The organism is Streptomyces sp. NPDC050703 (assembly GCF_040654435.1).
Classification (GTDB): Bacteria; Actinomycetota; Actinomycetes; order Streptomycetales; family Streptomycetaceae; genus Streptomyces.
The window spans coordinates 279,994-294,138 of the sequence record NZ_JBFAHX010000001.1; the positions used below are offsets into that span (position 1 = coordinate 279,994).

A 14,145-nucleotide genomic window follows, 5' to 3' on the forward strand; every position below is an offset into this window, starting at 1 on the left:
ACGCCTCTACGGCGTGGGATCGCCCGTCAGTTGTCGTCCTCGTCGATGAGGAAGCCACGCATCGGGGACGGAGCCTGCTGCATGGGCTGCTGGCCCTGCGGCCGCACCGGTGCCATCGGCTGCGTCATCGCCGGGGACATCTGCTGCTGGCCGCCGTAGGACGGACCGCCGGCGCCCTGGTTGCCGCCGTAGGACGGGGCACCCGCACCGGCCGGAGCCATCGACGGCGCCGGGGACGGCGGCAGCGAGGCGGTGGCCGGAGTACGCGGCGGGGCCAGGGAGTCGTCGGCCTGGGTCTCCAGCTGACGGAGCTGCGACTCCAGGTACGACTTCAGACGCGTGCGGTACTCGCGCTCGAAGCCGCGCAGGTCCTCGACCTTGCGCTCCAGCGTGGCGCGGGCGGACTCCAGGGAGCCCATCGCGACGCGGTGCTTCTCCTGCGCGTCCCGCTCCAGGGCGTCGGCCTTGGCACGGGCGTCACGCTCAAGGCCCTCGGCGCGCGAGCGGGCCTCGCCGACGATCTTGTTGGCCTCGGAGCGGGCCTCCGCGATCGCCTGGTCGGCGGTCTGCTGCGCCAGGGAGAGCACCCGGGCGGCACTGTCGCCACCGGGGCCCTGACCGGGCTGCGGCATCTGCGGAGGACCACCGTGGCCGCCCATGGGACCGCCCATGGGGCCACCCATCGGACCCTGGCCCATCGGACCGGGACCCTGCGGACCGCCCTGGGGGCCGTGACCGCTCGGACCTGCGGGCAGCTGGGGTGCGCCGCCGGGCAGCTGGGGCGGGCCGCCCATGGGGCCACCCATCTGCTGCTGCGGCGGGACCGGCTGCGGGCCCGATATGGCGGCGGGTACCGGGGCACCGGGACCTCGCTGGTCCTGCGGCGGCCCGTCGGGACCCTTGCGCATCCCGCCCTGCTGCTGGTTCTGAGCCGCGGCACGAGTGGCGGCGGCCAGCTTGGCGCGCAGGTCCTCGTTCTCGCGGAGCAGGCGGGTCAGTTCGGCTTCGACCTCGTCGAGGAAGGCATCGACCTCGTCCTCGTCATAGCCTTCTCGGAGGCGGACGGTTGTGAACTGCTTGTTCCGCACGTCCTCGGGGGTCAACGGCATCTCTTCACCTCAACGTAGTCGTCGGCATTCGGCAAGAACGTAGCTGACATCGAGCTCACAGCTGCCTCACGACGGAGATCAGGATGTAGACGATGATCATCAGTACGAAGAAGGACAGGTCGAGCGCCACGCCCCCGAGACGCAGCGGCGGAATGAACCGCCGCAGAAGCTTGAGCGGTGGATCAGTGACAGTGTAGGTGGCCTCCAGAACGACCACCATCGCCTTGCCGGGTTGCCACGAGCGGGCGAACTGGAAGACGTAGTCCATGACCAACCGGAAGATCAGCACGATGAGGAAGCACATCAGCGCGATGTAGAGCACCTGCAAGAACACGCTCATGTCCGCGTTTCCCTCTCCCCTGCCAACTCGTGCTTCGTCGTTCCGGTACTGCGTCTACGGCAACCGCTGCGGCCACTGGGCCTCAGCTCTGGTTGAAGAACCCGCCCTCTGCGATGCGAGCCTTGTCCTCCGCCGTTACATCGACGTTAGCAGGCGACAACAGGAACACCTTCTGCGTCACGCGTTCAATGCTCCCATGGAGACCGAAGACGAGACCGGCGGCAAAGTCGACAAGTCGCTTCGCGTCCGTGTCGTCCATCTCGGTCAAGTTCATGATCACCGGAGTGCCCTCGCGGAAGTGTTCCCCGATGGTACGGGCCTCGTTGTACGTCCGCGGGTGCAGCGTGGTGATGCGGTAGGGCTCCCGCTCGGACACGACCTTGGGCATGATCACCGGTGCGTTCTTCTCCAGGCTCTGGCGTTCAGGTGTGATGGATGCCACGGGGGCGATTCGTGCCGGACGTCCGGATTCCGCGGCCAGCGAAGTGGCATGGGCCGCCGGCTCACGGGGCGCCGGAGGCTGCACCACTCGTACCGATTCGTCCCGTTGGGACTGGTGCGGCTGGCGCGGCGGGTCGTGCCGCCTGCGCTCCCGCTCGGGCTCCGGCTCGGGCTCGAACTCGTCATCGGGATCGAACCCCGGACCGTCGTACCCATCGTCCTCCACGAGGCCGAGGTAGACCGCCATCTTGCGCATCGCGCCGGCCATGCTCTGAGTCCTCCGCTCTGTGGTGGATCGGCTGTCGTCACCAACTGCCCGCGATCCACGAGGTATCCCCGCCGGATCAGCGGGAATGACCATATTTTCTGCTGTGGTCCGACTTCTTGGCGACGTTACCCGAGCCCGGGTCGGACTCCGAGTACCGCCGTACCGACGCGTACATGTGTCGCTCCCGCCGCTACGGCCTGTTCGAGGTCCGCGCTCATCCCTGCCGACACCATGTTCGCAGCCGGATGGGTCGCGCGCATGAGGGTTGAGAATTCCCTCAGCCGCTCGAACGCCGCCTGCTGCCGCCCGGCGTAGGGCCCGGTGAGCGGCGCGACGGTCATCAGACCGTCCAGCCGAAGCCCCGGCGCCGCGGCCACGGACGCGGCCAACTCCTCGATGCCACCGGCCCCGACGCCCCCGCGCTCACCGCGCCCGTGCTCATCGGCGTCGAGCGCCACCTGGATCAGGCAGCCGATCTCGCGCTCCGCGCGGACAGCGGCCGCCGAGAGGGCCGTGACCAGCTTGGGGCGGTCCACGGACTGCACCAGATCGGCATAACCGACCACGGAACGGACCTTATTGGTCTGCAACTGGCCCACGAAGTGCCAGGTGAGTGGCAGATCCGTGCACTGGGCGGCCTTGGGCGCCGCGTCCTGGTCGCGGTTCTCCGCGACATGGCGCACACCCAGTTCCGAGAGAATGCGCACATCACTCGCGGGGTAGGTCTTCGTGACCACGATCAGGGTCACTTCCTCGCGCTTGCGCCCTGCCGCGGCGCAGGCCGCGTCGATGCGCTCCTCGACCTGCGCCAGGTTCGCCGCGAGTTCGCTTCTACGGTCCGTCATGCCCTATCAGTCCAGCCAGACATAGCCCGCCAGACGACCGGTCGTGCGGTCGCGGCGGTACGAGAAGTGGTCACCGGATTCCAGCGTGCACGCCGGGGAACGCCCCCGGTCGCGCACCCCGAGCCGTTCGAGCTGGGCGTGCACCCCCGCGGTCACGTCGACCGCCGGCGTGCCCCAACTCGTCTCGGCGTACGCCGCGGGCTCGACGGCGGCGACTTCGGCGCGCATCGCTCCCGGGACTTCGTAGCAGCGCCCGCAGACGGCGGGGCCGGTGCGGGCGACCACGCGGGCCGGGTCCGCGCCGAGCTTCACCATCGCCTCCACGGCGGCGGGAACGACGCCCGCCACCATGCCGGGGCGCCCGGCGTGCGCCGCCGCGGCCACCCCGGCCACCGGGTCGGCGAGCAGGACGGGCGTGCAGTCGGCGGTCAGCACGGCGAGGGCGAGGCCCCTGCGGGCGGTGACCACCGCGTCGACGGCCGGGACCTCGGCGCCGTGGCCCCAGGGCCCGTCGACCACGGCGACGTCACGGCCGTGCACCTGGTTCATCCAGACCACGTGGCCGGCTTCGACGCCGAGGGACTTGGCGGCCAGGGCGCGGTTGGCGCGTACCGCCTCGGGGTCGTCGCCGACGGCGCCGCCGAGATTGAGCTCCTCGTACGGAACGGCGCTCACCCCGCCCCACCGGTCGGTGAAGGCGAAGTGCGCGCCGTTCGTGGTGCTGTGCTCGCTTATCACTTCGTGAAGTCCGCCATCACTTCAGGAAGTCCGGGACGTCCAGCTCTTCGGCCTGGCTGTCCTGGTAGGGCCGGGCCGGCGGCACCTGCGGGGGCGCCACCGGCGCGGACGGGGTCTCGCCGGCCGTCGGTGCCGTCTCCACGGGCTCCGGTGCCGACGGCTCCTCGCGCGGGGTCACGCTGCCGAGACCGCCGAAGGCCGGACGGGACGATTCGACGGGCCTGGCGGGCGTCGCCGCGGGCGGCGCGGGCTCCTCGCGCTTGGCGGGGCCGGAGGCCGAGCCGAGCACGGTGTCCCGCTTGGACGGCGGCTGCCCGCCGTCGAACCCGGCGGCGATGACGGTGACCCGGACCTCGTCGCCGAGCGCGTCGTCGATGACCGCGCCGAAGATGATGTTGGCCTCGGGGTGCGCGGCCTCGCTGACGAGCTGTGCCGCTTCGTTGATCTCGAACAGGCCGAGGTCGGAGCCGCCGGAGATGGAGAGCAGCACGCCGCGCGCGCCGTCGATGGAGGCTTCGAGGAGCGGCGAGGAGATCGCCATCTCCGCGGCGGCGACCGCGCGGTCGTCGCCGCGGGCCGAGCCGATGCCCATGAGCGCCGAACCGGCCTCGGACATGACCGACTTGACGTCGGCGAAGTCGAGGTTGATCAGACCGGGCGTGGTGATGAGGTCGGTGATGCCCTGGACACCGGAGAGCAGGACCTGGTCCGCCGACTTGAAGGCGTCGAGGACGGATACCTGCCGGTCCGAGATGGAGAGCAGCCGGTCGTTGGGGATGACGATGAGGGTGTCGACCTCTTCGCGCAGCTCCGCGATGCCGTCCTCCGCCTGGTTGGCGCGGCGGCGGCCCTCGAAGGTGAAGGGCCGGGTGACCACGCCGATGGTGAGGGCGCCGAGCGAGCGCGCGATGTTGGCGACGACGGGTGCGCCGCCCGTGCCGGTGCCGCCGCCTTCGCCGGCGGTGACGAAGACCATGTCGGCCCCCTTGAGGACCTCCTCGATCTCCTCGCGGTGGTCCTCGGCCGCCTTGCGGCCGACGGCCGGGTTGGCGCCCGCGCCGAGTCCGCGCGTGAGTTCACGGCCTACGTCGAGCTTGACGTCGGCGTCGCTCATCAACAGGGCTTGCGCGTCGGTGTTGATGGCGATGAACTCGACGCCCTTGAGACCGACCTCGATCATCCGGTTGATGGCATTGACACCACCGCCGCCGACACCGATGACTTTGATGACTGCGAGGTAGTTCTGCGGTGCTGCCACGTCGAAGGCCTCTCGCCTCGAGTTACGTGTCGCCGTTTCGCTCTGACGCGATGCGACGACTGATGCCGAATGGGACGGTCCGAACGCCGACCCGAACCCTAACGCTGAAGTTTAGGGTTACCAGTGTGCCTGTTCCCTGGACTCTTCCGAACAGGACACTAAGTCGACAAGTGGCGCACGTTCAACGAACACGCCGAACCTCCCGTTTTTCTTTTCACCCTATGTGATCAGCCGTAGCGCTGCCGAATCAGGGTGCTGGCCTGCGGTGACGGCCGTCAACTCGCTGCCGAGACAGGGGCGGTGGGGACGCTCACATCGAAGTGCCCGGCCTTCGGGGTCGCTTTCATCAGCGCCGTCAGCGAGGCGGCTTTCGCCCGGCCCTTCTCGCCACTGCCCCACTCGACGGTGCGGGCGCCGCTCAACTCCAGCGAGATGGAGTCGTACGAACGGACCTTGACGTTCCGTGTATCCCGGGCGACGGATTCCGGCAGGTCGCCCGCGACCCGGACCGCCTCGCGCAGCAGCCGGGCGGTGCCGAACCTGCGCAGGCTCGCCGCCCCGCTCTTCCGGTCGAGCGCCAATTCCAGGAGCGGGACGCCCTTGGGCGCGTGCTCGACCGTGGCGAATCGCACTCCCTTGGCGTCCACTTCGATGAACTTTCGGCCCTTTTCGATGAGGAGCACCGGTTTGCGTTCCGTCACTTCCAGGCCGATTCCATGCGGCCATGACCGGCTGACCACAACCGAGTCGATTCGGGGCAATGTCGAACGGAGCCGCTCCTCAAGGGCGCCCGGATCGACCGAAACCAGTGGGTCGTCGACGGGGGCGTCCGCCGCCTCGACGACCTGTCGGGGCGTCAGGACGTCGGTGCCCGAGACCTCCACCCGCTCAAGGCGCAGCCACGGCGAGCCGTAGAGCACCCAGACGCCCCCGGCCGCGACGAGGGCGACGAGGAGCAGGAGCACGACCAGACGGCGTGCGCGCGGCGGCAGTCGCAGCCGTGCGCGCTGCGGGCGGGGCGGGCCGGACTTCTTCTGCTGCCGTTCGGCGGTGGTCGGTCCGGCCACGGTCCCCTGCCTTCTCACGCGTTGCGGCGTGACGCAATCGCCTCGTACACCATGCCGACGAGCAGCTCGTCGGCGTCCCTGCGGCCGAACTCGGAGGCGGCGCGGGACATCTCGTACAGCCGGTGCGGGTCGGCCAGGACGGGCAGGACGTTGCCCTGCACCCACTCGGGCGTCAGTTCCGCGTCGTCGACGAGCAGTCCGCCGCCCGCCTTGACCACCGGCTGGGCGTTCAGCCGCTGTTCGCCGTTGCCGATCGGCAGCGGGACGTAGGCGGCGGGGAGCCCGACGGCGGAGAGTTCGGCGACGGTCATCGCGCCCGCGCGGCAGAGCATCATGTCGGCCGCGGCGTACGCGAGGTCCATCCGGTCCACGTACGGTACCGGGATGTAGGGGGGCATCCCCGGCATCTGCTGCACCTGCGGCAGTTCGTTCTTCGGGCCGACCGCGTGCAGGATCTGGATGCCCGCGCGCTGGAGCACCGGCGCGACCTGCTGGACGACCTCGTTGAGCCGCCGGGCGCCCTGGGAGCCGCCGGAGACGAGCAGGGTCGGCAGGTTGGGGTCGAGGCCGAAGGCGGCGCGCGCCTCCGGGCGGACCCGGGCCCGGTCGAGCGTGGCGATGGTGTGGCGCAGCGGGATGCCGATGTAGCGGGAGTTGCGCAGCTTGCTGTCGGGGGTCGCGACGGCCACCCCGTGGGCGTACCGCGAACCGATCTTGTTGGCCAGGCCGGGGCGCGCGTTGGCCTCGTGCACGACGATGGGCGTCCCGGTCCGTTTGGCCGCCAGGTAGCCCGGCAGGGCCACGTAGCCGCCGAAGCCGACGACGCAGTCCGCCTTCGTCCGCTCCAGGATCTGCTCGGCCGCCTTGATGGTGCCGCGCAGCCGTCCCGGGACGGTGATCAGCTCAGGGGTGGGCTTGCGCGGCAGGGGTACGGCCGGGATCAGCGCCAGTTCGTAGCCCCGCTCGGGTACGAGTCGGCTCTCGAGTCCACGCTCCGTGCCCAGGGCCGTGATGCCCACGGTGGGGTCCTGCCTCCGCAGGGCGTCCGCGAGGGCGAGCGCGGGCTCGATGTGGCCGGCGGTCCCCCCGCCGGCGAGTACGACATGCACCGAAATTCACCGCTCTCCGGACGAACGCGCCTTGACGCGCCGTCGCATCGTGTTCCATCTCACCCGAGGTTGCCGCATGGCCAGGGCCGCCTTCGCAGCGGGGTCCGATCGCGCGAAAGCGATGAGGAGCCCGACGGCGAACATGGTCGGCAGCAGGGCCGAACCCCCGTAGGAGAACAGCGGGAGCGGGACACCGGCGATCGGCAGCAGACCGAGCACCGCACCTACGTTGATCACGGCCTGCGCCGTGATCCAGGTGGTCACGCCTCCCGCGGCATACCGTACGAAGGGGTCCTCCGTGCGTCCGGCCACGCGGATACCCGCATAGCCTAGAGCCGCGAAGAGGGCGAGCACCGACAGTGTCCCTGCCAGGCCGAGTTCCTCCCCGGTGATGGCGAAGATGAAGTCGGTGTGCGGTTCCGGCAGTTGACCCCATTTTTCCACACTCGCGCCGAGGCCGGAACCGAAGAATCCGCCGGAGGCGAGGGCGTAGATGCCGTGCACGGCCTGCCAGCACTGGTCCGAGGGGCCGGGGTCCGTGGCGCCGATGCAGGCGAGCCTGGCCATGCGGTTGGGGCTCGTTTTGATGAGGATCACACCGATGAGGGCCGCGACGCCGAGCACTCCGGCGAAGAGCCGGGTGGGCGCGCCCGCCAGCCAGAGCAGTCCGAAGAGGATCGCCGTGAGAATGATCGCGGTTCCCATGTCGCCGCCGAGCATGATGAGGCCGAGCAGCATGAAGGCGACGGGGACGAGCGGCACCAGCATGTGCTTCCACTGGGTCAGGAGCCGCTTGTCGTATTTACGGGCCAGCAGGTCGGCACCCCACAGGACCAGGGCGAGCTTGCCGAACTCGCTGGGCTGGAGCTGGAAGGGGCCGCCCAGGTAGATCCAGTTCTGGTTGCCGTTGACGCTGCGCCCTATCCCCGGGACCTGGACGAGCACCATCAGGAACACCGAGACCGCGAGGATCGGATACGCCAGCGCCCTGTGCAGCTTGACGGGCATCCGCATCGCGACGCACAGCAGCCCGGTGCCGAGGACGGCGGCCACGAACTGCTTGCGGAAGAAGTACGACGCGGGCAGGTCGAGCTGCAACGCCTGGATCATCGAGGCCGAGTAGACCATCACCAGGCCGAGCACGGTGATCAGCAGGCTGCTGCCGAAAATCAGGTAATAGGCGGTCAACGGCCGGTCCCAGGCCCGCCGGAGCCTGGTGACGAGCCGTCGCGGCCCGCTCTCGCCCGGCGGGTGGGAGGCGCCTCTGGCGCGTACGGGAGCCGGTCGTTTGGCGACCCGCACGGAAGACCTGGCCACGTTCCCTCCCAAGGATGTGCCCGGCGCCCGCCGGACCTGCGGACCCGGTCAGGCGCGCGTGGAGCCGAGTTCGCGGACGGCGTCCGCGAACGCTTCACCACGCTTGTTGTAGTTGGTGAACATGTCCATCGACGCACAGGCCGGGGCCATGAGGACGGTGTCCCCGGACTCGGCGAGCTCCGCCGCCCGCCGTACCGCCTCGGACATCGCCCCAGTGTCGGTCCGGTCGAGGTCGACGACAGGGACCTCGGGGGCGTGTCGCGCGAGGGCTTCGCGGATGAGCGCCCGGTCGGCGCCGATCAGCACGACCCCGCGCAGCCGCCCCGCGGCCCCGGCGACCAGCTCGTCGAAGGTGGCGCCCTTGGCGAGGCCGCCGGCGATCCAGACGATCGACTCGTACGCCGCCAACGAGGCCTGGGCCGCGTGGGTGTTGGTGGCCTTGGAGTCGTCCACGTAGGCGACGCCGGCCACGTCGGCGACGTGCTCGATGCGGTGGGCGTCGGGGCGGAAGGCGCGCAGCCCGTCGCGGACGGCCGTGGCCCGCACGCCGAAGGCGCGCGCGAGCGCCGCCGCGGCCAGCGCGTTGGCGATGTTGTGCGGCGCGGGCGGGCGCACGTCGGAGATCTCCGCGAGCTCCTGCGCCTGCTTCTGGCGGTCCGGTACGAACGCACGGTCGACGAGGATGCCGTCCACGACGCCGAGTTGCGAGGGGGCGGGCGCGTTCAGCGTGAAACCGATGGCGCGGCAGCCCTCTTCGACGTCGGCCCCGCGGACCAAGTCCTCCGTCGACGGCTTGGCGGTGGCGTCGGCGTTGTAGACGCAGGCCACCTGGTTGCCCTCGTAGACGCGGCCCTTGTCGGCCGCGTAGGCCTCCATGGAACCGTGCCAGTCGAGGTGGTCGGGGGCGAGGTTCAGGACGGCCGCGGAGTGGGCGCGCAGGGAGGGCGCCCAGTGGAGCTGGTAGGAGGACAGCTCGACGGCGAGCACGTCGTACGCGTCGTCGCCCTCCAGGACCACGTCCACGATCGGGGTGCCGATGTTGCCGACGGCGGCCGTGCGCAGGCCCTCCGCGTCCAGGATCGACGCGAGCATCTGCGTGGTCGTCGTCTTGCCGTTGGTACCCGTGACGGCGAGCCAGGGCGCGGCGTCGGGGCCGCGCAGCAGCCAGGCGATCTCGACGTCGCCGACGACGTCCACGCCCGCCTCGGCCGCCGCCGCGAAGAGCGGCGCCGACGGCGGCCACCCCGGCGAGGTCACCACCAGGTCGGTGCCGGGCGGCAGGGTCGCCGCGTCCCCGAGGCGTACGGAGACGCCGTCGGCCCGCAGCGCGGCGGCGCGCTCCTCGTGCCCCGCCGACGAGCCGCCGTCCACGACGGTCACCGACGCGCCGAGGCCGGCCAGGGCGCGGGCGGCGCTGACGCCGCTCACGCCGAGGCCGGCGACGGTGATGTTCTTGCCCTGCCAGTCGGACCCAGTGGTCACTTTTCGGCTGCCCATCCCGCGTAGAAGAGTCCGAGGCCGACGATCACGCACATGCCCTGGATGATCCAGAAGCGGACCACGACAAGGACCTCGGACCACCCCTTGAGTTCGAAGTGGTGCTGCAGTGGCGCCATGCGGAAGACGCGCTTGCCGGTCAGCTTGAACGAGCCGACCTGGATGACGACCGACATGGTGATCATCACGAAGAGGCCGCCGAGGAGCGCGAGGAGCAGCTCCGTGCGGGAGCAGATCGCGAGGCCGGCGAGCGCGCCGCCGAGGGCGAGCGAGCCGGTGTCACCCATGAAGATCTTGGCGGGCGAGGTGTTCCACCACAGGAAGCCGAAGCAGGCGCCCATCAGCGCGGAGGCCACGACCGCCAGGTCGAGCGGGTCCCTGACCTCGAAACACGCCTGGGGGTTGGTCAGCGTCGTGGCGTTGGCGCAGGACTCCTGGTACTGCCAGACGCCGATGAAGGTGTACGCGCCGAAGACCATCACCGAGGCGCCGGTGGCGAGGCCGTCGAGGCCGTCGGTGAGGTTCACGCCGTTCGACATCGCGAGGATCATGAACAGCGCCCAGACCACGAACAGGACCGGGCCGATCGACCAGCCGAAGTCCGTGACGAACGACAGCTTGGTGGAGGCCGGTGTCTGGTTGCGGTTGTCCGGCCAGTTCAGCGCGAGCACGGCGAAGCCGATGCCGACGATGAGCTGACCGGCCATCTTCGCCTTGGCGCGGAGGCCGAGCGAGCGCTGCTTGACGATCTTGATGTAGTCGTCGAGGAAGCCCACGAGGCCCATGCCTGCCATCAGGAAGAGCACCAGGAGGCCGGAGAGCGTCGTCTCCGTACCGGTGATGATCTTCGTGAGGAAGTACGCGATGAGCGTGGCCAGGATGAAGGCGATACCACCCATGGTCGGCGTACCGCGCTTGCTGTGGTGCTCGCGCGGGCCGTCGTCCCGGATGAACTGGCCGTAGCCCTTGCGGGCCAGCAGCTTGATCAGCAGCGGGGTGCCGACCAGGGTCAGGAAGAGCCCGATCACACCCGCGAAGAGGATCTGCCTCATCGGCCGGAGACCTGCCCCTCAGAAGACCCTGCGGCGTCGTCGAGCAGCGCCGTGGCGACCTTCTCGAGACCGACCGACCTGGACGCCTTCACCAGCACGACGTCTCCTGGGCGCAGCTCGCTGCGCAGCAGGTCGATCGCCGCCTGTGCGTCGGACACGTGCACCGACTCCTCACCCCACGAACCCTCGTTGTATGCGCCCAGTTGGAGCCAGGACGCTTCCCTGCCCCCGACTGCCACGAGCTTGCTCACGTTGAGCCGGACGGCAAGGCGTCCGACCGCGTCGTGCTCGGCGAGACCCTCGTCCCCGAGCTCGGCCATGTGACCGAGCACCGCCCACGTACGACGTCCCTTGCCCATGGCCGCGAGCGCGCGCAGCGCCGCTCGCATGGACTCGGGGTTCGCGTTGTAGGCGTCGTTGACGACCGTCACACCGTCCGGGCGCTCGGTGACCTCCATCCGCCAGCGGGACAGCGTGCCCGCCTCGGAGAGCGCGAGGGCGATCTCTTCCACGGACATGCCCAGCTCATGGGCGACGGCGGCCGCGGCAAGCGCGTTCGACACGTGGTGCTCACCGTACAGCCGCAAGGTCACGTCGCTGCACCCGGAGGGTGTGTGCAGCGTAAAAGAAGGCTGTCCGGTGCCCGTGAGCCGGACATTCTCGGCACGTACGTCGGCGTCGTCGGCCTCGCCGAAGAGGATCACGCGGGCCTTCGTGCGCGAGGCCATGGCGCGCACCAGCGGGTCGTCGGCGTTGAGGACGGCGGCCCCGTCCGCGGGCAGCGCCTCGACCAGCTCGCCCTTCGCGATCGCGATCTGCTCGCGGCCGCCGAACTCGCCGATGTGGGCGGTCCCGACGTTCAGGACGAGGCCGATCCTCGGCGGCGTCAGTTCGGTGAGGTAGCGGATGTGGCCGATTCCGCGCGCCCCCATCTCCAGGACGAGGAAGCGCGTCTCGTCGGTGGCGCTCAGCGCGGTCAGCGGCAGACCGATCTCGTTGTTGAGCGATCCGGGCGTGAAGACCGTGGGTGCCTTGCGCCGGAGCACCTGCGCGAGCAGGTCCTTGGAGCTGGTCTTGCCGACGGAGCCCGTCAGCGCCACGAGGGTCGCGCCGAGCCGCTTCACCACGTGGCGGGCGAGGGCGCCGAGCGCGGCCTGCACGTCGTCCACGACGATGGCGGGCACGCCGACCGGCCGCGAGGCGAACACGGCGACCGCGCCCGCGGCGACCACGTCGGCCGCGTAGTCGTGGCCGTCGGCCCGCTCGCCGACGAAGGCGACGAAGAGGCTGCCGGGCGCCACTTCACGGGAGTCACGGACGACCGGTCCGGTCACCATGGTGGCCGGATCCGGTATGTCGTACGTCTGCCCGCCGACGACAGTGGCGATCTCGGCGAGGGAGAGGGCGATCACAACTTCATCCCTGGGTTTGCTCGATGGCTTCGCGAAGCACGAGGCGGTCGTCGAAGGGACGCACCACCCCGGCGATGTCCTGTCCCTGCTCGTGGCCCTTGCCCGCGACGAGCACGGTGTCGCCCGGCCGCGCGCGGACCACCGCCGCGCGGATCGCGGCGGCCCGGTCCTCGAAGACGGCGACGTCGCCGCGCTCGTGGGCCGGCACGTCGGCGGCGCCGGCGAGCATCGTGGCGAGGATCGCGAGGGGGTCCTCGCCACGGGGGTTGTCGGAGGTGAGTACGGCGGTGTCGGCGAGGCGGGCCGCGGCGGCGCCCATCGGCATCCGCTTGGTCTTGTCGCGGTCGCCGCCGCAGCCGAGCACGATGTGCAGCTTGCCCTCGGTGACCTTGCGCAGCGCGCGCAGGACCGATTCGACGGCGTCCGTCTTGTGGGCGTAGTCGACGACCGCCAGGTAGGGCTGGCCGGCGTCGACGCGCTCCAGGCGGCCGGGGACGCCGGGCACCGCGGCGACGCCGTCGGCGGCCTGCTGCGGGTCGATGCCCGCGACGGCCAGCGAGACGATCGCGGCGAGGGTGTTGGCGACGTTGAAGGGGCCCGCGAGCGGCGACTTGGCGGTGATCCGCTCGCCCTTGGGGCCGACCGCGACGAACGTCGAGTCGAGCGGTCCGACCTCGACGTCCTCGGCGCGCCAGTCGGCGTCGGGGTGGCCCTCGGCGGAGAAGGTGGTGACGGGCACCTCCGACTCGGTGATGAGCCGGCGCCCGTACTCGTCGTCGAAGTTGACCACGCCGAGGCGCGAGCGGCGCGCGGTGAAGAGCTGCGCCTTGGCCCGGAAGTAGTCCTCCATGTCGGAGTGGAACTCCATGTGCTCCGGGCTGAGGTTGTTGAAGACGGCGACGTCGAAGACGCAGCCGTCCACCCGCCCGAGCACCAGGGCGTGGCTGGAGACCTCCATCGCGACGGCCTCGACGCCGCGCTCGCGCATCACCGCGAACAGCGCCTGGAGGTCGGTGGCTTCGGGGGTCGTGCGCTCCGACTTGATGCGCTCGTCCCCGATGCGCATCTCGACGGTGCCGATGAGCCCGGTCGACCGCACGCCCTTGAGGCCGCCCTCGATGAGGTACGCGGTCGTGGTCTTGCCGGAGGTGCCGGTGATGCCGATCTGGAGGAGGTCGCGGCCGGGGTGGCCGTAGACCGTGGCCGCCAGTTCGCCCATGACGGCGCGGGGGCTGTCGACGACCAGGACCGGGAGGCCGGTCACCGCGGCGCGTTCGGCGCCGGTCGGGTCGGTGAGGATGGCCGCGGCGCCGAGGTCGGCGGCCTGCGCGACGAAGTCGGCCCCGTGCATGCGGGCGCCGGGCAGCGCGGCGTAGATGTCGCCGGGGCGTACCGCGCGGGAGTCGTGCGTGATGCCCGTGATCTCCGCGTCGCCCTGGACGTCGACGCCCAGATGGCCCGCGAGCTCCGTCAGTGAGGCCGCGGAGACCTGGTCAGGCCGCGGCGGTCCCGGGTATGTCACGGGAGCGCCCTTCTGGGTGTGTGGGGACTGATCAGCGTGTGGCACGGCGGTGAGCGTACCGGGCGGACCCCCCGCCAGGCGAAGCGGGCGGTGTGGCGGGGGCTGGTTCCCGGAAGCGGGAGTGATCGTTGTCACGGGCGGTTCCTGGTCGGTCTGCGGGACGGGCCCGC

Annotated in this window: 13 protein-coding genes; all 13 read right to left on the bottom strand. The window is 70.7% G+C overall.

Going from position 1 to position 14,145, the window contains the following annotated elements; translation table 11 throughout:
• Nucleotides 1-26: 26 nt before the first annotated feature.
• Nucleotides 27-1,109, bottom strand: coding sequence for a DivIVA domain-containing protein (locus tag AB0I16_RS01305; protein ID WP_363247206.1), 1,083 nt, complete (start codon nt 1,107-1,109; stop codon nt 27-29).
• A 55-nt stretch (nt 1,110-1,164) separates the two neighbouring features.
• Nucleotides 1,165-1,449 (bottom strand): YggT family protein, encoded by a 285-nt coding sequence (locus tag AB0I16_RS01310; protein ID WP_062781180.1) that lies wholly within the window; start codon nt 1,447-1,449, stop codon nt 1,165-1,167.
• Between the two features lie 82 nt (nt 1,450-1,531).
• A complete protein-coding gene (gene sepF, locus AB0I16_RS01315; protein ID WP_363247207.1) occupies nt 1,532-2,158 on the bottom strand; it encodes a cell division protein SepF in 627 nt (208 codons plus the stop codon).
• Between the two features lie 125 nt (nt 2,159-2,283).
• Nucleotides 2,284-3,003 (bottom strand): YggS family pyridoxal phosphate-dependent enzyme, encoded by a 720-nt coding sequence (locus AB0I16_RS01320; protein WP_363247208.1) that lies wholly within the window; start codon nt 3,001-3,003, stop codon nt 2,284-2,286.
• 6 nt (nt 3,004-3,009) lie between these two features.
• On the bottom strand, nt 3,010-3,741 hold the full coding sequence (gene pgeF / locus AB0I16_RS01325) for a peptidoglycan editing factor PgeF (protein ID WP_363247209.1): 732 nt from the start codon (nt 3,739-3,741) through the stop codon (nt 3,010-3,012).
• Nucleotides 3,742-3,757: 16 nt separating this feature from the next.
• Nucleotides 3,758-4,999, bottom strand: a complete 1,242-nt coding sequence (gene ftsZ, locus AB0I16_RS01330) for a cell division protein FtsZ (RefSeq protein WP_363247210.1) — start codon at nt 4,997-4,999, stop codon at nt 3,758-3,760.
• 275 nt (nt 5,000-5,274) lie between these two features.
• Nucleotides 5,275-6,066, bottom strand: a complete 792-nt coding sequence (locus AB0I16_RS01335) for an FtsQ-type POTRA domain-containing protein (protein WP_363247211.1) — start codon at nt 6,064-6,066, stop codon at nt 5,275-5,277.
• Between the two features lie 14 nt (nt 6,067-6,080).
• Nucleotides 6,081-7,175 carry an undecaprenyldiphospho-muramoylpentapeptide beta-N-acetylglucosaminyltransferase gene (gene murG, locus AB0I16_RS01340; protein WP_363247213.1) on the bottom strand — a complete coding sequence of 365 codons (1,095 nt, stop codon included), beginning with the start codon at nt 7,173-7,175 and terminating at the stop codon, nt 6,081-6,083.
• Nucleotides 7,176-7,181: 6 nt separating this feature from the next.
• The gene (gene ftsW / locus AB0I16_RS01345; RefSeq protein WP_363247214.1) at nt 7,182-8,492 is read right to left on the bottom strand and encodes a putative lipid II flippase FtsW; all 1,311 of its coding nucleotides are present in this window, start codon (nt 8,490-8,492) and stop codon (nt 7,182-7,184) included.
• 48 nt (nt 8,493-8,540) lie between these two features.
• The gene (gene murD / locus AB0I16_RS01350; RefSeq protein ID WP_363247215.1) at nt 8,541-9,974 is read right to left on the bottom strand and encodes a UDP-N-acetylmuramoyl-L-alanine--D-glutamate ligase; all 1,434 of its coding nucleotides are present in this window, start codon (nt 9,972-9,974) and stop codon (nt 8,541-8,543) included.
• Nucleotides 9,971-11,041 (bottom strand): phospho-N-acetylmuramoyl-pentapeptide-transferase, encoded by a 1,071-nt coding sequence (gene mraY, locus AB0I16_RS01355; RefSeq protein WP_030783859.1) that lies wholly within the window; start codon nt 11,039-11,041, stop codon nt 9,971-9,973. Before mraY ends, murD begins: the two co-directional genes overlap by 4 nt.
• Nucleotides 11,038-12,453, bottom strand: a complete 1,416-nt coding sequence (murF, locus tag AB0I16_RS01360) for a UDP-N-acetylmuramoyl-tripeptide--D-alanyl-D-alanine ligase (RefSeq protein ID WP_363247216.1) — start codon at nt 12,451-12,453, stop codon at nt 11,038-11,040. Before murF ends, mraY begins: the two co-directional genes overlap by 4 nt.
• A 4-nt stretch (nt 12,454-12,457) precedes the next feature.
• Nucleotides 12,458-14,110: a UDP-N-acetylmuramoyl-L-alanyl-D-glutamate--2,6-diaminopimelate ligase gene (locus AB0I16_RS01365; protein WP_363247217.1), complete on the bottom strand. Its 1,653-nt coding sequence runs from the start codon at nt 14,108-14,110 to the stop codon at nt 12,458-12,460.
• Between the last annotated feature and the right edge of the window lie 35 nt (nt 14,111-14,145).